Here is a 21929-nt window from a genome sequence, read left to right on the forward strand (position 1 = left end):
TACTCGACCGCCTTGATAAATCATTCTGGGGAGTCATCGGCTGTGGCTGGCTCCTGTATTTGCCCCGGGGGGCGACGCTCCGGTTTCACCCGCGCATGTTCCAGCGGCAGCAGGCGCTCCATGGACGCATCATCAGAGGCCACAAAGTTCGCCCCCGCGGCTGACAAACCCTGCAATGTCCACTGCTGCAGCTGCTCCCCTACCATGAGGCGCTGCCTCTGCCCGGCAACGTTAATGATGATGCCCGCACTGTCACCTGCGGCAAACACGCCCAGCAGGCGAACGTTATCCAGGATGTCGGGGCCCAATACCGGCGCCGGCTCCTCCGCGGGGCCGGCTTCAGGCTCCGGCCTTCGGGTATTCCAGAACAGCGGCCGCACCAGCATTTCACCCGCGTCCTCCGACGGGGTTGGGGCCGGCAATTCTATCGATCCCTCGGCCAGGGTGGAAGGCGCAGGCGGAATCGCTGGCGGCGGATGCCGGGTGATCACCAGGATGGCGCCCAGCAGGACGGCCACAGCGAGCGCGGCGAGCAGGAGCCCGGACAGCAGCAAAAGCTGACGCAAAAGCCCGGACTGTAAAGCAGGTGGCAGCGCAATCATTGCAGCTTCAACACACTGACACGCAGCGACAAGGCAACATTCTGCGCCGTCGGCTGGCGCCGGTTAAGCACCGGGGTCACTTCAACACTGCGCACCAGGATCAGCGGCCGCGCCTCCCGCAGTCCCAGCAGCACCTGCTCCACACCCTCCATGGTGCCGCTCGCAGTAACGTCAATGCGGATTTCCTGAAACCCTTCATGCCCCGTGGGCCCCAGCACCTGGCTGCCCGTTACCCCCAGGCCAGCCGCCTCGGCCAGCCTGCGCACCTGCTGCTGGGCGGTGGCACCCGTAGACGCCAGGTCCATGGTCGGGGGAAAGGCCAGGGCTTCCAGACGTTGACCAATGTGCTCGCTACTCTCGCGCAGGGTCTCGACACTCTCGGCAAAACCGAGCAGGCGTGCAATACGCGGTTCCGCATACTGCAGACGCTGGCTCCCTTCGGCGTACCAGGACAGCATGCGGCCAGCCGCCAGCAACAGCAGCACGAGCAAAAAGGCCAGCAGCACGCCGGCAACAAACTTCGCGTGCGCGGGGAGTGCAGCCACTGAGTGCAGGATTTTGTTCATCAGTCTGGATTCGCTTCGGCCAGGCGCAACTGCAGCGTAAACTGTTCAAGATTGGTGCGCCCGTGGCGGCGGATGCCACCGGGAGCGCTGACCTCGGCGTAAAACGGATCCTCGGTCAGGGACTGCAGGAAGCGGGCGGCATTGACGGCCCAGCCACGGATGCGAATTTGCTGACCTTCGATGATCAGCTGTTCGAAATAGACACTGTCGGGTGTCTGCGCAGCGAGGCGATCCAGCAGGGAATGGCTGTCGAGCTGACGATCGACCAGCCCCTGCACCGCCTGGGCGCGCTCGTTGTCCACCGCCAGTTGCTCCCGCAGTTGCATGGCCTCGACCGCGTTGCGCTCCGCCACGGCGAGGTGATGCTCCATGTTGTCGGCCTGCATGCTGCGGACCAGCCCCGGCACGGCGAGCAGGGCGAGTAACAGCAACAGCAGCGTAGCCAACAGCCCCCCCAGCAACGCCAGGCGCTGGCGATAGTTGGCCGCCCGCCGGCGCTCGCCAAAACCCTGGAAAACCACCGGGCGCTGGTCCCCGTCCAGGCACCAGACTTCCGGCAGCTGCTCCTTGCTGTCCGTAGTCACACCCTGGGCGTGCAGGCAGGCCATCGCCTCGCTATAGGCGGTGATCGCCAGGGTGATGTGCAGCTTGCCACCCGCGCGCCGGCGCAGTGCCCAACCGTAGCAGGTATCATCGAGGACAAAGGGACTGCTGGCCTGTACTTCAAGCATCACGGCATTTGCGAGGTCCGCCTCCACCGCCGCCGGCAATTCGATTTGCCGCAGGAGCACCAGTTCCGCGGGCAACAGACGGGCATCACATACGAACTCCGGCGCCTGCGCAGCAGCCATCGGCTCCTCGGCGACAAAATAGTCCGGACCGGACTCGCCCGCTACCCGCAGTGCAACCGGCGCTTCCAGGCGCCGCCGGATACCGGCGGCGCGCCCCCAGAACAGCTCGTGCCAACCCGCGCGCCAGGCCTGTATCCAGGGGTCGAGGTCGAGGCCAAACAGGGACCAGCGTTGGGAATCGGCTTGCATTCTGCTCTACTGACTCTTGCCAACAGCGACAGTGGTCGTTTCCACCGGGAATACCCGGGTGAAGCGCCAGGGCGCAACGCCGCTGCGCCCACCCATGTCCACCCAGATACGCTGCCGCAGCAGTCTGCCTTCTGTTATCCGCACATCGATCTCCAAGGAATACATGCCGCTGCCGCCACTGGCCATGAACTCCTGATTGAAGCCCGCAGGCAGGACCAGATCAACCGGCGAATCATCCTGACGCCGATCCAGGACAAAATCAACCAGCGCAGGGTCGCCCTGGGCCAGTGCCTGCAATACCGCCGCCTGTGCCGCAAGCGGGTCCACCCCCGGGCCACCAGCGGCTTGGGCATGCACAGCGTGACGGACGCGATCATACACGCTGCGGGTCATTCCGGGAACTCGCAGCAGGTCTTCCACCACCATGAACGGAGCTGGCGATTCAGTTTCAGCGTAATCATCGGGGTTTTGATCCAGCCCCGGCTGTACGCTCCGCTGTTCGAGCACGCTCTGGGCAAGCGCCTCGGCGTCACCGGCAGCGAGACCGCCAGCGTACTGGAACAAAGCCTGCAGCAATCCAGCGGACGCCTGGTTGAGACCGACAAACCCTGCGATTGGCAGGGCGCGCACGGTAACCGCAGCCTCTCCCAGCCGGTACTGTCGGGTGAATACGGCGCGTGGATTAAATCCACTTTCTGCCTGCGCGGTGCGCATATCCCGCAGCGCCAAATGGGCCGCACCGGCGGCGGCGGCCTCGGCCCGGGCCTGATCCAGTTGCAGGCCAGTGGCCTTGACATCACTCAGCGACAGCGACACCACGCCCGCGACCAGCAGGGACAGACCTGCCAGCATCCACAATATGAAGGCCAGGGCCACACCCCGCTGCCTACGCGCCGCCAATGTGTTCATTGCCAGCCGCATAACTAGAAGGCTGCCTGGAACAGATCGGGGGCAATGACGAGGTCGGGCCAGTAGCGCTCGCGCACCCGCAATTGCAGCTTGAGCACTTGCGGCACCAGAACCTCCTGCTCGTCCCATTGCTCGAGCCAGGTTTGCTGCGCATTTTCCCGGAATGACAGGGTGAACCCGCTGACTTCGTCCAATAGCGGGTGTGCCTCCGCCGCTGTCCAGTCCGGCGACTCCAGCGCGGGATGGAACGGCACAAACTGTATCTTCAGGGTCTCGCCATCCAGAAACAGGCGCTTGTATTGCAGGCCCGCAACCCCCTCCACTCCCTGCAGGGGCGCGATCCAGCTCAACTCATTCCGGCCGCCGACAAAATAGCCGCCGGGCCGGGCCTGTGTCCTTACCGGTACTGCCTGGCGCAAGCTGTTGCGTAAAAACTGGCTCACCAGGCGCATTTCATCCAGGCGCTGGGTGGTCGCCTCCACCCGCGCGTGGGTGTCTCCCAGGGTCCGCACTGCGGTGAGCGTCGCCAGCACCAGCAGCGACATCACGGTCAGCGCCACCACCACTTCAACCAGGGTAAACCCGCGCTGCTCACCCACCGCTGGGCGCCTCGGGAACCGCGGTGACCAGCACTACCTGCCTGGTCTTGGCGCCGTCGCTCCACTCGACAGTGGCCGTCAACTGATACAGCGGAATCTGCCCGATGCCCTGCTCGTCGGGCAACAGGGTACTGGAGAGACGCCAGCGGTAATCCTCAATGTCATCCCCGGCGCTGACCCCGGGTGCCGCCAGCACACTGTGTTCGGCCAGCAGGGACTGGGCCAGGAGGACAGCGTAGCTGTAGCGTTCGTCTATACGCACATTGCGCGTCGCGCCGGCCGCGGCCTGGTACAGCATCCCCAGCGACAGGGACAGGATCACCATCGCCACGATCATTTCGATCAGGGAGAAACCTTTCTGGGAGCGGCGGCAGACCCTGCTCATGAAGATCCCGGCTGCTCATGAGTGACCCGCCCCAGCAGCCAATCCACCCGAACCCGCTGGCCAGCACCATTGGCGCGGGTGATAGTGATACTGCCGCCGGTGGAAGTGCCATCGGGATAGAAGCGGATAACGCCGACACCGCGTTCGGTTACCAGATCCCGGGCGACGTCCACCTTTACCGACAACGCATCCGAGAGCGTCGACGCGCGCTCCTCATCAAAGCGGGATTCGGCCAGCTGCACGCCATAGCGGTGGCTGTCCGGCGCCACCAGCAAATCGTGTGCCCTGCCGCTGTTGATTGCCTGGTAGCGGGCCGATGTGGCGGCACCAGTCACACTCCGGACCGCATCCCGATACTGCATGGTGGCATACATTTTTACCGCCATCGGCGTCGCCAGACCGGCCAGCAGCGCGGCAATACCCAGCGCCACCATCAATTCGATCAGGGTAAAACCCTGGCCGCGGCTTGCAGCCGCCACACCCCGACGTGGCGGTCCAGACGGCGGCAGCGGCGTCTCAGCGATCATTCCCAATTGGTAACATCGACATCCTCACCCGTTCCGCCGGGCGCCCCGTCGGCGCCGTAGGACACCAGGTCGTAGGCCGAGTGCTGCCCTGGGTGGCGGTAGTTGTAACCGTTGCCCCAGGGATCCTGAGGCACGCTGGAGCCACGCAGATAGGGGCCGTTCCAGCCCTTGACTCCCCCGGGCTGGCGTACCAGGGCTTCCAGGCCCAGCTCCGTGGAGGGGAAGCGTCCGACGTCCAGCTTGTACATTTCCAGCGCCTGTTCCAGATCGCGAATCTGCACTGTGGCGGTCTTCGACTTGGCCCCCCCCAGCTGATTGAGTACCTGCGGACCGACCAGGCCGGCGAGCATGGCCAGAATGGCCAGCACTACCAGCAACTCGACCAGGGTAAAACCGCGACTGGGTCGACGCGAGAGTTTTGACATTGCCTACTCCTGCAACAGCTCGTTGCCATTCATTGGTTTTTACATCGCCAGGTCGTTCACCGAGAGGATGCCCATGAGAATGGACACGATAATCACGGCAATCATCCCGCCCATGCCAAGGATCAGCACGGGCTCCAGTACGGTCAAACCTCGCTTGATGCCCGACTCGACATCACGTTCGTACACGCGCGCCAGTTCCAGCATCATTTCATCCAGCCGCCCGGACTCCTCCCCCACCCGCACCATCTGGATAACCATGGGGGTAAAGGTGCCCGGCTCGGCCAGCGCATCCGACATCCGGCGGCCCGCCTTGACCGCTGGCGGCAGGATGGCCAGCGCCTCCCGGACCACCGAATTTTCCACCGTGCTCAGGGCAATGTTGATTGCCTGCAACAGGGATACGCCATTGCCCAGCAGGGTGCCCAGGGTGCGGGCAAAGCGCGCCAGTTCATACTTGAACAGTACCGCACCGAGCAGGGGCAGTCGCAGCATCTTGCGATCCTTCCAACTGCTGCCCTCGGGCCTGGCGAGCCAGGCCCGAGCACTGTACCAGGCCGCAATCGACAGCAGCAGCATCAGCCAGCCCCAGGCCTTGACTCCGTCGCCCAGCGCGATCACCGCGCGGGTCAGACCCGGCAAGCCGTCGCCCATGTCGGCAAACAGCGCCTCGAACTGGGGCACAACAAACCCCAGCATAACCGCCAGCGACAGCAGAGCCACCACAGCGAGGATGGCGGGATAGATCAGTGCCGAAACCACCGTGCTGCGCACCTCTTTGGAGCGGTGCAGGTACTCGGCGAGACGATCAAACACCGTGCCCAGCTGGCCACTGGCCTCCCCGGAGCGCACCATGTTGACATAAAAATTGCCGAATAGTTCGGGGCGCCTCTCCAGGCCGTGGCTGAGGGGCTTGCCGCCCTTGACCGTCTCCAGCAAATGTCGCAGCAGGCCGGTATAACCTTCCTTGCTGCTCATGTCGATCTGCACCTTGAGGGCGCGGTCAATGGGCAGGCCCGCGCGCAGTAGTACCGCCAGCTCCGAGGTCAGCGCCAGCACCTCGTCGCGGCTGACCACCGCAGCCGCGTTCCGCTGCAGCCAGGATGGGCGCGCCGCGGGCGCAGCTTCGCTGGCGGCGGGCATAGATACCACATCACCGGCGACCGGCCACAGACGGACCGGGGTCAGACCCTGCCCGCGCAATTGGCGCAGCGCTGCCGCCTGGCTCAATGCAACCAGGGAGCCCTGGGTGATGGAGCCGTCCTTCTGTGCGGCCTTGTAGCTGAACTGTGGCATGGCTGGCTGTTGACCCCGGTAGCTGAACGGGTGGAAAGGTGGCGCGACCGGGTCAGGAAACCTGGTCGAGCAATTCCACTTCCTCGCTCTGGTCCTGGGTTACCCGCAATACCTCTTCGAGCGAGGTGATGCCGGCCGCAACCTTGCGCAGCCCGTCTTCATAGAGCGTCAGCATACCACGCTGGCGCGAGGCAGCGTGCAGGGTGGTGGCGTCCGCGCCCGAGAGAATGGCCTTGTGCATCTCGCTGTCGAGCAGAAACAGCTCGTGGATCGCGGTACGCCCGGTATAGCCGGTAAACTTGCAGTGCTCGCAGCCCTCGCCGGAATAAATACAGTTGTGGCCGTCAGTGAGCCAGCGCCGCAAACCGGCGTTTTCAATGGCGCGCGGGGTCAGTTCTACCTCCCGGCGACAATGGCGGCAGAGCGTGCGCACCAGACGCTGGGCGAGTACGCCATTGACCGCGGAGGTAATAAGGAAGCGCTCGATACCCATGTCCTCCAGCCGGGTAATGGCACCGGCGGCGGTGTTGGTGTGTAGCGTGGACAGTACCAGATGACCGGTGAGCGCGGACTGCACGGCGATCTGCGCCGTTTCGGTATCACGCATCTCGCCGATCATGATGATATCAGGATCCTGGCGCAGGATGGAGCGCAGGGCGCGGGCAAAGGTCAGCTCGATCTGGGGCTGGACCTGGATCTGGTTGACGCCGTTCAGCTGGTACTCGACCGGGTCCTCCACGGTGATGATTTTCAGGGTCGTGGAGTCCAGGGTCGACAGCGATGCATACAGCGTGGTGGTCTTGCCGGAGCCGGTCGGCCCGGTCAGCAGCAGAACCCCGTGGGGCCGGTGCAGCAGGTCAGTGTACCGCTGCAGGGTATCTTTGCTGAAGCCCATGCTCTCCAGACTCTGGCGTATACTCTGGCGATCCAGTACCCGCATCACGATGCTCTCGCCATGCACGGTCGGGATGGTGGAGACCCGCAGGTCCAGCTCGTGCCCCTTGACCCGGGTCATGATGCGCCCATCCTGCGGCAGGCGCCGCTCGGCAATGTTCAGGTTGGCCAGCAGCTTGATCCGCGAGGCGATGGCCGGGGCAAGGCTGGCGGGGGGCGGATCCTGCGCCAACTGGATGACACCGTCCACGCGATAGCGCAAATGCAGGCCATCCTCGAACGGTTCCACATGCACATCGGAGGCGCCGAGATCCAGCGCGCGGTGGATGATCTGGTTGACCAGGCGGATAACGGGTGCCTCACTGGCCAGGTCCCGCAGGTGTTCGATAAACTCTTCATCGCCCGCGTACTGGTCGCCGGGCCCAACCTCTTCGTCGTCCTCCTTGCCCAGATAGTGCTGCAGGGCAGCGTTGATATCGGATTCCAGACCGAGACACAGCTCTACCTGGCAGCCGGTCGCGAGCTGCAGGGCTTTGCGAATGAACGGATCCTGAGGCAATACAGCGGCGAAACGGAGCACATCCTCTGCTTGCGCCAACGGCGCCACCTGCCGGTTGAACAGGAAATCCGTTGCCAGCCCCCTGATCTCCAGCGCCTCCTCCGGGTAGTCGGCCGCGGCAACCAGCGTCAACCCAAGCTGTTCACTCAGGGCCTCGGCGACATCCAGTTCCGACACCAGGCCCAGTTGCACCAGCACCTGGCCGATGTAACCGCCCATTTCCTGCTGGGCCATGAGCGCGCGCTCAATGTCCCGCAAGCTGACCTTGTTGCGGTTGACCAGCAGCTCTCCGAGTTTCATAACCATTGTCCTGCGCTCATTGCCTGACCAGGAATCCGCCCGGGGCGAAGGTGAAGCCGAACTTCGCTTCGCGGGCCTGGTCGTGCTGGTAATCCTGCGGATACTTTTCCCGGTATGCCGCTACCGCCTCGTAGGGACCTTCGCCCCAGCCGGGCAGTACCGGGTTGCCGTTGATATTGCCGTCCTCTACCACCAGGTAATCGCCGCTGCGGGTCACCCCGCGCAGCAGCTCCATCTCCGCCAGCACGTGCGCCTTGCGGTGATCCGAGTCGAGGATAAAGAATGCCGGCCCCGGCATCGCCTTGCGGTAGGCCAGAAGGTGGGCTGCAATACCGGGATCGGTGGAAGAGCAGGTCATCAGGTGAATGCCCTGATGCGTGCGAACCACTGGATCCACGTCCACATGGGTGATGTCCACACTGATGACGCGCAAGTCGGGGTTCAGGGCGCGGCCGATAACACTGAAGTACAGCGCCGCACCGCCAAAGCGGGTACCGAACTCCACCACCAGTGCGGGCTTCAGAGCCGCGAGGATCTCCTGATAGTTCCACATGTCGGCGACCGACTTCAGGCAGGGAACGCCGAGGAACTCCACGGTCTCCCACACCTCGGTATCGTAATACCAGCGGTGATAGGCATCGAACACATCACTGACAGGACTTGATGACACTGCGGGTACCCTCCAGACTGCCGCCATTCTAACAGCGGGGAGTACTGGAGAGACAGCCTCGGATGGGAACGCGGTCAGCCCGGTGTTCAGGCCACCTCAAACAGCCCCGCTGCACCCATGCCGCCGCCGATGCACATGGTGATGACCACGTACTTCACACCGCGGCGCTTGCCCTCGATCAGGGCGTGGCCGACCATGCGCGCACCGCTCATGCCGAAGGGGTGGCCAATGGAAATGGCCCCACCGTTCACGTTCAGCCTGTCGTTGTCGATGCCAAGCTGGTCGCGGCAGTACAGCACCTGGCAGGCAAAGGCCTCGTTCAGCTCCCACAGGCCGATGTCGTCGATCTTCAGGCCGTGGCGCTTGAGCAGCTTGGGAATAGCGAACACCGGCCCGATCCCCATCTCGTCGGGGCTGCAACCCGCCACCGCCAGACCACGGTAGATACCCAGCGGCTGCAGGCCCTGCTGCGCCGCCAGCGCACCGTCCATCAACACACAGGCAGAGGCGCCATCGGACAGCTGCGAGGCATTGCCGGCGGTGATAAAGCGGCCTTCCTTGACGAACTGGCCATCCTTGAACACCGGTTCCAGGGACTGCAGGCCCTCCAGGGTCGTGGACGGGCGATTGCCCTCGTCCTTTTCCAGCGTTACTTCCTTATACGTGGTCTCCTTGGTCTCCTTGTTGAATACCGCCATGCGGCTGGCCATGGGTACGATCTCGTCGTCGAAGGCTCCGGCCTCCTGTGCCGCCGCCGTGCGCATCTGGCTCTGGTAACTGTACTCGTCCTGGGCTTCGCGGGAGACACCGTAGCGCTCCGCCACAATCTCCGCGGTCTCGATCATCTGGATATAGGCTTTCGGCGAGATATCCAGCACCGTCTGCGAGACATTGCGGTAGCTGTTCTTGTGCTTGGTCTGCACCAGCGAGATCGACTCCAGGCCGCCCGCCACCGCCACGTCGTACTCGTTGCACATGATGGACTTGGCCGCGGTGGCGATGGTCATCAGCCCCGAGGAGCATTGGCGGTCCATGGTCATGCCGGCGGTGCTGTCGGGCAGACCACCCGCCACCCCGCACAGGCGCCCCAGGTTGTAGGCCTGCGTGCCCTGCTGCGCGGCCGCGCCCATGATGCAATCCTCTACCATGGCGGGATCAATCCCCGCACGCGCCACCGCGGCGCGCACGGCATGGCCGCCCAGCGCGGGCGCCTCGGTGTCGTTGAAGGCGCCGCGGAAGGCTTTACCGATGGGGGTTCTTGCGGTGCTGACGATGACTGCGTCTCTCATTGTTGTCTCCTGGTTGAACTGATGATCAAAAGCAAAGCTATCTAGTGAGTAGCCCTGTAGTGCCGGAGCCCACGCCGCGATCCGCTCCCTGAAACCCGCCGTGAACCCGTCCCTGGGGGCTTCTTGCTCGCGTCCATGCGAGCAAGAGTTTCAGGAAGCGGCTCCCGGCGTAGACTCCTCGTTCTGAGCTGGACTCCAACATCGCACTTTGGGCCGATGTCTCGAAAACCTTGACACGTTTCAAAGCAAAACATGGGCGAACTGTATCAAAAGTGCCACTGTAAGGCGGCAACTGGCAACGCAGGGAGGGGCTGTCATGGTCGGGCGGCATCGGGGACCGTTGAGCGCATGGATGCGCGATACGAGCCTACATGGACGTATTTACGGCGTGTTCCCGATGCCGCCCGACCATGGCGGCCCCGGCTCATAACTACCGTCCCACAGTTTTCCGGAACGCTTGCACCTGGCCAACAGTATCCCGGGGGAAATGACCAAGCTACGAACGCTGACTGGAGCAGGAAACGATCTCCCCGGTCATGTAGCCCGAATAGTCCGACGCCAAAAACATCATAACATTGGCGACTTCCCAGACTTCCGCCGCGCGCCCAAAGGCCTCCTTGGCCGCCAGCTCTTCCAGCAGTTCCATCGGCGTGGTCTTCTTCAGGAACTCGTGAAAGGCAATAGAGGGGGAGACGGCGTTGATCCGCACGCCGTGGTCGGCGGCTTCCAGGGCGGAGCAGCGGGTCAGGGCCATGACGCCGGCCTTGGCGGCGGCGTAGTGGCACTGTTCTTTCTGCGCGCGCCAGCCGAGGACGGAGGCGTTGTTGACGATCACGCCGGCGCCGCGGGGCTGCATTTTGCGCAGCATGGCCCGGGTCATGCGCATGGTGCCGGTGAGGGTGATGTCGAGCACGCGGCTCCACTCCTCGTCGGTCATGTCCACCAGCAGTTTGGTGCCGCCGAGGCCGGCGTTGTTGATCAGCACGTCAACACCATCCATTTTTTCCTCGGCCTCGTCGATCAGCGCCTGCACTTCTGCTTCCACGGTGACGTTGGCCAGCTTGCCATATATTGCCTCCAGCCCGGTATCGGCCTTGAGCTGCTCCACGGCCTTGGCCAGGCGGCCCTCGTGGATGTCGCTGATCATCACCGCGCGGGCGCCCTCTTCCGCGGCGCGGGTGGCGGCGGCAAAGCCGATGCCGGCGCCGGCAGCGGCGGTGATGAGGACGGACTTGCCGGCCAGCAGGTTGTGGCCGGCGACGTAGGGTGGTGGTTCTTTCAGTGCCATTCGAATTCTCCTCTAACCGCGCGGTTCGCGGGGCATGCCCAGCGCACGCTCGGCGATGATGTTGCGCTGGATCTGGTTGGTACCGCCGTAGATGGTATCGGCGCGGGTGAACAGGTACAGGGACTGCAGCCGGGTCAGTTCATAGGGCGCTGCAGCGATGATCTCGCTCTCGGCGCCGAGCACGTCCATGGCCAGCTTGCCCAGGTTGCGGTGCCAGGTCGACCAGTACAGCTTGTAGATCATGGCCTCCTTCTGCAGGCTGCCATCGTCACCGCCGCCGGAGAGCATGCGCATGCTGTTGAAGCGCAGGATGCGCAGGCCGACGTGGGCGTCGGCGATGCGCTGGCGCAGGGCCGGGTCGCGGGCGGCACCGTTGGCTTTGGCGATCCTGATAATCTCGTCGAACTCGTTCTGGAACAGCATCTGCTGGCCCAGGGTGGAGACGCCGCGCTCGAAGCCGAGCAGGCCCATGGCCACTTTCCAGCCTTCGCCGGGGGCGCCGACGATGTCGTCGGCGGCGCAGACCGCATCGTCGAAAAAGACTTCATTGAACTCGCTGGTGCCGGTGAGCTGTTCGATGGGGCGCACGGTGATCCCGGGCTGGTCCATCGCCAGCAGGAAAAAGCCCAGGCCCTTGTGCGCCACCGAGTCAGGGTCGGTGCGGGCAATCACGAATACATACTGGGATTCATGGGCCAGGGAGGTCCACACCTTCTGGCCATTGATCAACCACTGGTCATTGGCCTCGTCCAGGCGCGCCCTGGTCTTCACATTGGCCAGGTCGGAACCCGCGGAGGGCTCGGAATAGCCCTGGCACCAGAATTCCTTGCCCGCACGGATACCGGGCAGGTAGCGTTCCTTCTGCGCTTCGCTGCCGAAGGCGATCAGGGTCGGGCCGGTGAGGGTCTCGCCGATATGGCCCATGCGGCCGGGGCCGCCGGCGCGGGCGTACTCCTCATTGAAGATGACCTGCTGCTCGATGCTGGCGCCGCGGCCGCCGTACTGCTTTGGCCAGCCGACGCAGGTCCAGCCGCCCTCGGCCAGCTTCCGCTCCCAGGCCTTGCGCTCCTCGACAAAGGAGTGCTCGTCGCCCGGGCCGCCGCGGCCGCGGATAACTTCGAATTCGCCGCCCAGATTGGCCGCCAGCCAGCTGGTGACTTCTTCCCGGAACTGCTCGTCTGCGGGGCTGAAACTGAGCTTCATGCCGCCTCTCCATCCAGTAACTGGCGCGCGAGCCGCTCCCGGTGCCAGGCGGCATCGCCCAGCAGAGTCTCAGTGGACTTCGCGCGCTTGAAATACAGTTGAATATCGTACTCCGCAGTAATGCCGACGCCGCCGTGCAGCTGGATGCCGCAGCCGGCATTGAAAAACGCGGCGTCGGAGCAGTAGGCCTTGGCGATGCTGGCGGCTTCCGCCAGGCCCGCGCCCAGCGGGTTTCCGGCCAGCGCCTCGTCGGCGATGCAGGCGGCGTAATAGGCGGCGGACCGCGCGGCCTCGACTTTCAGCATCATGTCCGCGGCCTTGTGCTTGATGGCCTGGTAGGAGGCGATAGTGCGGCCGAACTGCACCCGCTCCATGGTATAGGCCACGGAACTGTCCAGGGCCTGCTGGGCGACGCCTACCTGCTCGGCGGCCACCGCCACGGTGGCCAGATCCAGGATCTTCGCCAGCGCCGGCCAGGCGCAGCCGGCCTCCCCCATCAGGGCGTCGGCGCCGAGCTTCACATCTCGCAGGGTGATGCTGGCCTGCTTGCGGGTCTGGTCCATGGTGGGCAACCACTCGCGGCTGACCCCGGCAGTATCCGCGGGCAGGACGAACAGGCTGATGCCCTCCTCACCGTCGCTGCCCGCCTCACGCGCGGCGACAATCAGGGTCTCAGCAGTGTGGCCGTCGAGCACATAACGGTACTCGCCATTGAGCACACCGCCGTCGCCATCCGCTGCCCAGGTAGCCTGCACCGCGTGGGCATCCGGGCGACTGCCCGGGGCCATAAAGGCCAGGGTCGCGGTGCTGCCCGTGGCGATCGCCGCCAGGTACTGCTGCTTCTGCGCTTCAGTGCCAGCCACCAGCAGGGCATTGACGCCCAGGCCGACCGTGGCCAGGAACGGCGCGCACAGCAGCACCCGGCCCATCTGTTCCTGCATGGCGGCCAGCTCCACAAAGCCCAGCCCGAGGCCGCCGTAGGCTTCGGGGATGTGCAGGGCCGGCCACATCATTTCCTCGCTGATCTGCCGCCACAGGGCCTCGTCATAGCCGCGCTCGGTGGCCATGGCCGCGCGTACCGCGGCAGCGGTGGAGACCTCCGCGAGGAAGGCCCCCGCTGTGTCGCGGATCATCTGCTGTTCTTCGGTAAAGCGAAATTCCATGGGCCCTGCCTCAGCTGCCGAACACTTTTTGCGCCGGCACTTCCCGGGCCAGCAACTGCGCAACCGCATCCGTCAGCTCCGCCGGATCCCAGCGCTCGCCCTTGTCCACCGGCTCGGTCGAGCGCCAGCCATCGGCGATGGCGACCTTGCCGCCCTCGGCCTCGAACAGACGCCCGGTCACATGCGCCGACAGCGGCGACACCAGCCAGGCCACCAGCGAGGAGACATTCTCCGGCGCAAAATAATCGAAGCTGCCATCCTCCGGCTTCGCCATGCGCTGGGCCATGGCTTCCACCGCGGTAGTCATCCCCGTGCGCGCCACCGGTACCAGCCCATTGACGGTAATCCCGTAACGGCCCAGCTCCGCGGCCTGGGTCAGCGTCAGCGCCGCAATACCCGCCTTCGCCGCCGCATAGTTCGACTGTCCCACCGAGCCCTGCAGCCCGGCACCGGAGCTGGTATTGATAATTCGCGCATCCACCGCCCTGCCCTCCTTCGACAGCCCGCGCCAGTAGTGCACCGCGTGGGAGCTGATACAGAAATGCCCCTTCAGATGCACCGCCATGATCGCGTCCCAGTCCGACTCGGTCATGGACGCAAACATGCGATCGCGATTGATGCCGGCGTTGTTGACCACCGCGTGCAAGTCACCGAACGTGTCGATGGCCTGCTTCACGGCATTCAGGCTGTCGTCGTAGTTGGTGATGTCCGATGTGTTCACCACCGCCTCACCGCCCGCGGCGGTGATCTCATCCACCACCGCCTGGGCGGCGGGCTCGTTGATGTCGTTGACAACCACCTTGGCACCTTCGCTCGCCAGCACCCGCGCGTGCGCCGCGCCGAGGCCGCCGCCGGCGCCGGTGATGATCACTATTCGTCCTTCACATGTTCTGCTCATTGCGTTCTTCCTGTCTGTCTATTCGTCGAGTTCATTCTAAGTGGTCAGGCGGTGTGAGATCCGCTGCACAGGTGAGCGGCAGAGGGTTCCGGGACACGCCGTAAATACGTCCATGTAGGCTCGTATCGCGCATCCATGCGCTCAACGGTCCCGGAACCCTCTGCCCCTCCCCTGCGCTGCTACCTTCGGTGCCATCTAGCAGTCCGGCACAGATCAAGGCGGATTGCCCTGGTGGGGCCTGCCGGGACTGTGTGAGACATGGATGTCGAACACAAGCCCCCATGGACGGGTTCACGGCGTGTCCCGGCAGGCCCCAGCAGGGCGATGCGCCGAGCTACGGAGTACCTGCAAGCTACCGAAGGCTACAACCGCTCAATGATGGTGACGTTAGCCTGCCCACCTCCCTCACACATGGTCTGCAACCCATACCGCCCCCCCGTCCGCTCCAGCTCATGCAACAAGGTCGTCATCAACTTCGTGCCCGTAGCACCCAAGGGGTGGCCCAGGGCGATGGCACCGCCGTTGACGTTGGTGCGGGCGTGGTCGTAGCCGGTGTCCGCCAGCCAGGCCATGGCCACGGAGGCGAAGGCTTCGTTGATTTCCACCAGGTCGATATCCGCCAGGGTCATGCCCGCGCGCTTCAATGCGTACTCGGTGGCGGGGATGGGCGCGGTCAGCATCCAGATCGGGTCGGCAGCGCGCACGCTCATGTGGGCGATGCGGGCGCGAGGGGTGAGCTTGTAGCGCTTCAATGCGGCCTCGGAGACGATCAGCATCGCGGAGGAGGCGTCACAGGTCTGGCTGGAGACGGCCGCGGTGATACTGCCGCCTTCCTGCAGCGGCTGCAGTTCCGCCATTTTTTCCATGGTGGTCTGGCGCGGGGTTTCGTCCATTGCCACGCCGGCCAGCGGTGCGATTTCGCGGCTGAAGCGGCCCTCGTCAATTGCGCGCAGGGCGCGGCTGTGGGATTCCAGGGCGAAGGCTTCCATGTCCTGCCGGGAGAAGCCCCACTTGTCGGCGATCATCTGCGCGGAGTTGAACTGGGACACGGGCACGTTGCCGTAGCGCTTGACCCAGCCTTCGCTACCCGAGAAGGGGTCGCTGAAGCCCATTGGCTGCGCCGCCAGCATGGCCGAGGAAATCGGTATCTGGGTCATGGTCTGCACGCCGCCGGCGATGACCACGTCGTTGACGCCCGCCATGATCGCCTGGGCCGCAAAGTGCACGGCCTGCTGGGAGGAGCCGCACTGGCGGTCCACAGTAGTGCCGGGCACGGCTTCGTCGAGGCCCGCCGCCAGCCAGGCGGTGCGGGCGATGTCGCCGGCCAGGGGGCCGATGGTATCGACGCAGCCGAAGATCACATCGTCATAGTCACCGTCGGGAATGCCGTTGCGTTCCACCAGGGTCTTCAATACGTGGGCGCCGAGGTCGGCGCCGTGGATGCCGGCCAGGCCGCCCTTGCGCCGGCCGGTGGGGCTGCGCACTGCATCTACGATATAGGCATCTGCCATGGTTCTGGTTCCTTGTCTGGATTACTGAAAGGTGGCGCCGGCGCCGAGGACGGCGTCCTCGGCAAAAATCGCCTGCGCGACCTGTTGCTTGTGGAAGCCGGCATCGCCCCAGGTGTTGGCCAGGGCCCAGGCTTTCTTCATGAAAATATGCAGATCCACTTCCCAGGTGTAACCCATGGCGCCGTGGACCTGAATGCTGTTTTTTGCCGCCAGGTTCGCCGCCTCGCAGGCCGCCAGCTTGGCATGGGCCACATGGCCTGCAGCAGAGGTGGCGTCCTCCGCCACTGCATAGGCGGCGCGGTACACAGGCGCTTTCGCATATTCCAGTTTCACCGCCACATTGGCCAGGTGATGCTTGACCGCCTGGAAGGAGCCGATGGGTTTGCCGAACTGCTTGCGGTCGGTGGTGTAGGCCACGGAGAGATCCACCATGCGCTGGGCCAGGCCCAGGGCCTGGGCCGCACAGCCCAGGGCACCGCGGTTCAGGCTGGCGCTGCGCAGTTCCGCCGCCCGCTCGCCCGTCAGTACTGGCGCCACGCCCTCGTTCACAGTCACCGTGAACAGGCGCCGGCCGGGGTCGATGCTCTGGTTGTGTTCGCAGGCAAACTGGCCCTGCTCCAGGGCGTACAACTGGCCACCCTGTTCCAGCAGCAGCAGGTCCGCGACGTGGGCGTCCTCCGCCAGCAGATTCTGTTCCAGGGCGACGACAATGCGGGCCTCACCGGACGCGGCCCGCGGCAGCCAGCTTGCGGCCAGCTCACCACCGATATCCCGCAGCAGGGGCACGCCCACCAGCGCGTGGTTCACCAGCGACTCCGGCAGGGCCACATAGCCACACTCCTGCGCCAGCAGGACAAAATCCAGGGCGGTCATGCCCAGACCATCGTGCTCCTCGGGCACCGTCATGCCGGTGAGGCCAAGCTCGGCCAGCTGCTGCCACAGGGCCGGCTCGCGGCCGCTGTCCGTATCCCAGCCCGCGCGCAGGCGCTCGGGGGTAATTTCGTTGACCAAAAAATCGCGCACGGAGTCCTGGAACAGGAGCTGGTCTTCGCTGAATGTAAAGTCCATGGTTACCTCGGCATGCCCAGCATGCGTTCTGCAATGATGTTCCGCTGGATCTCGTTGGTGCCGGCGTAGATGGGGCCGGACTGGGAGAACAGCCAGCCGTCCAGCCACTTGCCCACACCCTGCGCCGCGGGCGCGTGGGACAGCAATTCGGCCCGGGCACCGAGAATGCTCATGGCAGTGGCGTGCATGTTCTGGTCCAGCTCCGACCAGAAGATCTTGTTGGTGGAGGACTCGGCGCCGATCTTGCCGCCCTGGCTCAGGCGGCAGGCAGTCTGGTAGGTACTCAGGCAATAGCTCTCCGCATCCAGCCAGGCGCGGATCACCGCCTCCTTGATGGCGGGATCCTGGCTCGCGGTGGCCTCGTTCTCCAGATACAGCTGCACCAGCCGGCGGGCGGTTTCCTGGAAGCGCGCGGGTGAACGCAGCATCAGGCCGCGCTCGAAGCCGGCGGTGGCCATGGCCACGGCCCAGCCGGCACCCTCGTCACCGAGGCGGTTGTTGACATCCACTTCCACATTGTCGAAGAAGATCTCGGCGAAACCGGGCAGGCCGTCCAGCTGCGGGATCGGGCGCACGGTGATGCCCGGGGTTTGCAGCGGCACCAGGATAAAGGTGAGGCCGCGGTGGCGCTCGGACTCCGGGTCGGTGCGGAACATGCCGAACAGCCAGTCCGCCCACACCGCGCGGGTGGACCAGGTCTTCTGGCCATTGATGATGTACTTGTCGCCCTCGCGGCGGGCGCTGGAGCGGATCGCCGCCATGTCGGAACCGGCACCGGGCTCGGACCAGCCCTGGGCCCAGATGTCGCGGCCCTCGGCCATCGCCGGCAGGAATCGCTCCTTTTGCTCGTCGGTGCCATACTCCATCAGGGTGGGGCCGAGCAGGAAAATACCGTTCTGGTTGACCCGCAGGGGCGCGCGAGCGCGGTAGTACTCCTCCTCGAAGATCAGCCACTCGATCAGGTCGCAGCCGCGGCCGCCGAGTGTCTCGGGCCAGGTAACCATGCCCCAGCGGCCCTGGTTCAGGGTCGCCTCCCAGTCGCGGTGCTGCCGGAAGCCTTCGGCGGTGTCAAAGCTCTGCAGCGGCTCGGCGGGAACATGCTCCGCCAGCCAGGCGCGCACTTCTTCGCGGAAGGCCTGCTGCTGTTCGGTGTAGGACAGATTCATCAATGATTCCTGCGCTTAAAACTTGGCGTCGCGTTTCTGCACGAAGGCGTCGCGGGATTCCTGGGAGTCGCCCATGGTGTAGGCTTCCAGGGTAAAGCCCTGCTCGGAGCGGTATTTGTCTTCCAGATTGCCGTCCTCAATACCGTTCAGGGCCTCCTTGGCCAGCTTCACCATGGCCGGGGATTTCTCCGCGATCTTCGCGGCAATCCCGCGCGCCGTCGGCAGCAGTTCGTCCCTGGGCACCACTTTCTCGATGGCACCCAGACGATAGGCTTCAGCGGCATCGATAAATTCGCCGGTGAAGTACATGTAGCGCACCTTCTGTACCGGGAACATGCGCTGCAGGTGGGCGCCGCCGCCCATGGCGCCGCGGTCGATCTCCGGCACCCCGAAGCGGGCACAGTCGGAAGCCAACAGCACATCCGCCGCGCCGGCCATGCCGATACCGCCACCGAGGACAAAACCGTGCAGGGCAATGACCACCGGCTTCGGGTTGCGGTGGATGGCGCGAAAGGTCTCGTAGTTCCCCTTGTTCACCGCGACGATGCACTGGGGATCGGCGGCCAGCTCCTTGATGTCCACGCCGGCGCAGAAGCCCCTGCCCTCGGCGGCAATCAGAATGACGCGCACTTCGTCGTTTGCGCCCAGCTCGTCGATTTCCCGGGCGATGGCAAACCAGCCGGCGCTGTTGAAGGCGTTGACCGGCGGCTGATTGAGGATCATCTCGGCGATGCCGTCGCTGATGGTGGTGCTAAAGGGTTTGTTCATGTCAGCTACCTGCCTGTGTGCCTGGATTGGCCCGCTGCGCCAGTGCAGTCAGGCGTTGTTCGGCTTCCGCGACGATGGCCCGCACCAGCTCCTCGCAGCTCAGCAGGCTGTCGATGACGCCCGCCACCTGGCCGCTGGGCAGCACGCCCCGGGAAGGCTCACCATCGACCATGGCCTTCTGGATGATCATCGGCGCGTTGGCGGACATGATGGCCTGGGCCGCGGTCATGTCGTCGCTGCGGGTCATGGCGAATGCAGACTTTAGCAGACCGACCAGGCTGGCGCCGGTGTGCTGGCGGAAAGCCAGGCCGTTGCGAATGGCGATAAGCAGCTTGCGCAGGGTGCCCGCACGCTCCAGCTCGCCCAGCAGCTCGTTCATGATCATGCGCTGGGGCAGGCCATCCATGGCCCGGGAGACGATGATTTCTCCCGGGTTCTTGCAGTCCAGGTAGCGCTGCAGGGTCGCGTCCGGCACCGGGGATTCCCGGGTCAGCAGGAACCGGGTGCCCATGGCGATGCCGTCCGCGCCCCAGGCCATCGCGGCCACCAGGCCGCGGCCGTCCTTGAAGCCACCGGCGGCCACTACGGGTATCTTCTCACCCACCGCGTCAATCACCTGCGGGATCAGCAGGGTAGTGGGCACCGCGCCGGTATGGCCGCCACCCTCCCCGCCCTGCACGGTGACCGCATCCGCGCCCAGCTCCACCGCCTTGAGGGCGTGCTTGGGCAAGCCGACGGTGGGCATGCAGACCACACCCGCGTCCTTGAGCTTGCGAATCATGTCCGGGCCCGGTGACCGGGAATAGCTCACCGCTCTCACCCCGTGACGGATCACCATATCCACGATATCCGCCGCGTTGGGCTGGTACATATGGAAGTTGACGCCAAAGGGTTTATCGGTGAGTTCCTTCACCCGCAGGATATCGCGCTCCATCTCCGCCGGGGGGATGGTGGCGCCGGCGAGGAAGCCGAACGCGCCGGCGTTGCAACTGCCGGCCACCAGGTTCGGGTCCGCCACCCAGCCCATCGCCGTCTGCACGATGGGATAGCGGCAGCCAAGCAATTCCGTGAGTCGTGTCGTTAACATCTTATGAGCCTCAGCCGCGGTTGCCCGGCGGGTTGTCGGCGATCTGGGCCGCGCGCTGGTTGTGTGGGTCCAGCGCGGCGATAATCGCCAGCTGATCCTGCGTCGGCGCCGGCGTGGTCGGAACCGTGGCGGGAATGCTGAGCGCAAAGCCGGTGTTCTCCTGTACCTGCTCCGCGGTGATACCCGGGTGCAGGGACAGCAGGCGCAGCTGGTGGTCGGGGCCGCCGAAATCCAGTACACAGAGGTCGGTGACCACGCGGCGGATATCCACATCATCCAGCGAGCGACCCCGCGGCAGCCGTGCCGGGTTGTAGCCGATGGAGGACACGTAGTCGCACTCGCCATCAATGAAGACGCGGCTGTTGTGCCCCGGTACAAAGAAGCTGTTGGCATGGGAAATGGAGTTCCCGGGGAAGCCGCGGGCCCCCAGCATCATCACCTTGGGCTGCCGATAGGTGCCCCCCAGGGCCGAGGTATTGGTCTGGCCGTAGCGGTCGATCTGGGTCGGGCCCAACATGGCGTGGCGCTTGCCGCTCCAGACATTGTCGAAGATGCGGGAAAAACCCATCCAGGTTTCATTGGCCTGGTGGAAATCTGCCGGCCGCTTGCCGATGGGGTTGGGCTCGCTGAGCAGGAAGGACTCGGAGTCCGTCATCATCAGGTCCGGGTTGAAGGTTTTCATCGCCAGGCTGGCGGCCAGGCGCGGAATCACGCCGATACCGGTGGCCAGCACCTCGCCGTCGTGGCGAAAGGCCTCGGCCGCGGCGACGATGCACAGTTCGGCCAGGGTGTAGTCGGTTGCTGCTGTAGACATGTAGTGTTTCTCCCTAGCCAATCAGTAAGTGGGCAGCTCGAGCGCCTTGATGGCGTCGAGCCCGCCGACGTTGCGCTGGTACTCCGCTTCGTCGGCCCCCAGGTATTGCTGCAGGTAGCCTGCAATGCCGCCGTCCTTCACCGAAGCGGCATAGGCCTTGAAGTGCGCCACGTCGAAGCCGTACAGGGGATTGCAGGAGCTGGGGTGGGCACCGCCCGGAATCTCCACCACGGCGCTGGTCGCGGCGCGCTCCCAGAACACTTCCCGGGCGCGGGCCGGGTCATGGAAGAACTCGCTGTCCACCAGCTCGTCACAGGAGACGATGGTGGTGATCGCGGCGCGGGCAAACCAGTCATCCAGGTAGTGGTCGGGGCCGGCTATCTGGCAGACGCCGCGGAAATCCGCCCGGTCGACGTGCAACAGTGACACGTCCAGCTTCAGCGCCGGCATGGCCACCCACTCCTTGTCATCGTAGGGGCTGTCGACCAGCTTGATCTCCGGGTTGTGGGTCAGCACGTCGGTGCCCAGGCCAACTGCGGTGGGAATGAACGGCAAACCCCAGGCCGCGGCACGCAGCCCCAGCAACATCATGCCCTCGTCGACCTCCATCACCTCGATGGCGCCGCTCTGGCGGGCCTGGCGGAAATAGGGTTCCAGCGGAATGAAATCCAGGGACACAAAGGCGAACACCAGCTTTTTCACCTTGCCGGCCGCACACAGCATGCCGACATCGGCGCCGCCGTAGGCGACCACGGTCAGGTCCTTCAGGTCCGAGCGCAGGATCTCCCGCACCAGTGCCATGGGCTTGCGCCGGGGGCCCCAACCACCAATGCCGATGGTCATGCCGTCTTCGATTTGTGCCACCGCGTCGCGGGCACTGAGCCGTTTATCCATGTTGCCTTCCT

At 64.8% G+C, this 21929-nt stretch carries 23 protein-coding genes; all 23 read right to left on the minus strand.

The features are described from left to right. Positions 1-20: 20 nt before the first annotated feature. On the minus strand, positions 21-602 hold the full coding sequence (locus Q6D67_RS12495) for a hypothetical protein (RefSeq protein ID WP_304705950.1): 582 nt from the start codon (positions 600-602) through the stop codon (positions 21-23). Further along, on the minus strand, positions 599-1168 hold the full coding sequence (gene gspM, locus Q6D67_RS12500) for a type II secretion system protein GspM (RefSeq protein WP_304705951.1): 570 nt from the start codon (positions 1166-1168) through the stop codon (positions 599-601). The genes Q6D67_RS12495 and gspM overlap by 4 nt, the downstream gene beginning before the upstream one ends. Continuing rightward, positions 1168-2208, minus strand: coding sequence for a PilN domain-containing protein (locus Q6D67_RS12505; RefSeq protein ID WP_304705952.1), 1041 nt, complete (start codon positions 2206-2208; stop codon positions 1168-1170). Before Q6D67_RS12505 ends, gspM begins: the two co-directional genes overlap by 1 nt. A gap of 6 nt (positions 2209-2214) precedes the next feature. Continuing rightward, positions 2215-3117: a type II secretion system protein GspK gene (locus Q6D67_RS12510; RefSeq protein ID WP_304705953.1), complete on the minus strand. Its 903-nt coding sequence runs from the start codon at positions 3115-3117 to the stop codon at positions 2215-2217. A gap of 14 nt (positions 3118-3131) precedes the next feature. Further along, the gene (locus Q6D67_RS12515) at positions 3132-3716 is read right to left on the minus strand and encodes a prepilin-type N-terminal cleavage/methylation domain-containing protein (RefSeq protein WP_304705954.1); all 585 of its coding nucleotides are present in this window, start codon (positions 3714-3716) and stop codon (positions 3132-3134) included. Next, on the minus strand, positions 3709-4101 hold the full coding sequence (locus Q6D67_RS12520) for a prepilin-type N-terminal cleavage/methylation domain-containing protein (RefSeq protein ID WP_304705955.1): 393 nt from the start codon (positions 4099-4101) through the stop codon (positions 3709-3711). Before Q6D67_RS12520 ends, Q6D67_RS12515 begins: the two co-directional genes overlap by 8 nt. Beyond that, positions 4098-4580, minus strand: coding sequence for a GspH/FimT family pseudopilin (locus Q6D67_RS12525; protein ID WP_304705956.1), 483 nt, complete (start codon positions 4578-4580; stop codon positions 4098-4100). Before Q6D67_RS12525 ends, Q6D67_RS12520 begins: the two co-directional genes overlap by 4 nt. A gap of 44 nt (positions 4581-4624) precedes the next feature. Then, complete coding sequence (gene gspG, locus Q6D67_RS12530) at positions 4625-5053, minus strand: type II secretion system major pseudopilin GspG (RefSeq protein WP_304705957.1); 429 nt, start codon at positions 5051-5053, stop codon at positions 4625-4627. Between the two features lie 39 nt (positions 5054-5092). Then, the gene (locus Q6D67_RS12535) at positions 5093-6346 is read right to left on the minus strand and encodes a type II secretion system F family protein (protein WP_304705958.1); all 1254 of its coding nucleotides are present in this window, start codon (positions 6344-6346) and stop codon (positions 5093-5095) included. A 52-nt stretch (positions 6347-6398) separates the two neighbouring features. Beyond that, a complete protein-coding gene (locus Q6D67_RS12540) occupies positions 6399-8099 on the minus strand; it encodes a GspE/PulE family protein (RefSeq protein WP_304705959.1) in 1701 nt (566 codons plus the stop codon). A gap of 16 nt (positions 8100-8115) precedes the next feature. Beyond that, positions 8116-8769, minus strand: a complete 654-nt coding sequence (locus tag Q6D67_RS12545) for a CmcI family methyltransferase (RefSeq protein ID WP_304705960.1) — start codon at positions 8767-8769, stop codon at positions 8116-8118. 86 nt (positions 8770-8855) lie between these two features. Further along, a complete protein-coding gene (locus Q6D67_RS12550) occupies positions 8856-10058 on the minus strand; it encodes an acetyl-CoA C-acyltransferase (protein WP_304705961.1) in 1203 nt (400 codons plus the stop codon). Positions 10059-10554: 496 nt separating this feature from the next. Next, positions 10555-11346 carry an SDR family oxidoreductase gene (locus Q6D67_RS12555; protein WP_304705962.1) on the minus strand — a complete coding sequence of 264 codons (792 nt, stop codon included), beginning with the start codon at positions 11344-11346 and terminating at the stop codon, positions 10555-10557. 12 nt (positions 11347-11358) lie between these two features. Next, complete coding sequence (locus tag Q6D67_RS12560) at positions 11359-12549, minus strand: acyl-CoA dehydrogenase family protein (protein ID WP_304705963.1); 1191 nt, start codon at positions 12547-12549, stop codon at positions 11359-11361. Then, positions 12546-13712 carry an acyl-CoA dehydrogenase family protein gene (locus Q6D67_RS12565; RefSeq protein WP_304705964.1) on the minus strand — a complete coding sequence of 389 codons (1167 nt, stop codon included), beginning with the start codon at positions 13710-13712 and terminating at the stop codon, positions 12546-12548. Before Q6D67_RS12565 ends, Q6D67_RS12560 begins: the two co-directional genes overlap by 4 nt. Positions 13713-13722: 10 nt before the next feature. Beyond that, positions 13723-14610 (minus strand): SDR family oxidoreductase, encoded by an 888-nt coding sequence (locus tag Q6D67_RS12570; RefSeq protein ID WP_304705965.1) that lies wholly within the window; start codon positions 14608-14610, stop codon positions 13723-13725. A gap of 362 nt (positions 14611-14972) precedes the next feature. After that, on the minus strand, positions 14973-16121 hold the full coding sequence (locus Q6D67_RS12575) for an acetyl-CoA C-acetyltransferase (RefSeq protein WP_304705966.1): 1149 nt from the start codon (positions 16119-16121) through the stop codon (positions 14973-14975). 21 nt (positions 16122-16142) lie between these two features. After that, a complete protein-coding gene (locus Q6D67_RS12580; RefSeq protein ID WP_304705967.1) occupies positions 16143-17189 on the minus strand; it encodes an acyl-CoA dehydrogenase family protein in 1047 nt (348 codons plus the stop codon). 2 nt (positions 17190-17191) lie between these two features. Then, positions 17192-18355 carry an acyl-CoA dehydrogenase family protein gene (locus Q6D67_RS12585; protein ID WP_304705968.1) on the minus strand — a complete coding sequence of 388 codons (1164 nt, stop codon included), beginning with the start codon at positions 18353-18355 and terminating at the stop codon, positions 17192-17194. Between the two features lie 15 nt (positions 18356-18370). Continuing rightward, complete coding sequence (locus tag Q6D67_RS12590) at positions 18371-19123, minus strand: enoyl-CoA hydratase family protein (RefSeq protein WP_304705969.1); 753 nt, start codon at positions 19121-19123, stop codon at positions 18371-18373. A gap of 1 nt (position 19124) precedes the next feature. After that, positions 19125-20210: a nitronate monooxygenase family protein gene (locus tag Q6D67_RS12595; protein ID WP_304705970.1), complete on the minus strand. Its 1086-nt coding sequence runs from the start codon at positions 20208-20210 to the stop codon at positions 19125-19127. Between the two features lie 10 nt (positions 20211-20220). Then, positions 20221-21024 carry a CoA-transferase subunit beta gene (locus tag Q6D67_RS12600; protein ID WP_304705971.1) on the minus strand — a complete coding sequence of 268 codons (804 nt, stop codon included), beginning with the start codon at positions 21022-21024 and terminating at the stop codon, positions 20221-20223. 21 nt (positions 21025-21045) lie between these two features. After that, a complete protein-coding gene (locus Q6D67_RS12605) occupies positions 21046-21918 on the minus strand; it encodes a CoA transferase subunit A (protein WP_304705972.1) in 873 nt (290 codons plus the stop codon). Positions 21919-21929: the final 11 nt, after the last annotated feature.

The sequence above is a fragment of the Haliea sp. E1-2-M8 genome (assembly GCF_030649675.1).
In the GTDB taxonomy this organism is placed as follows: Bacteria; Pseudomonadota; Gammaproteobacteria; order Pseudomonadales; family Halieaceae; genus Haliea.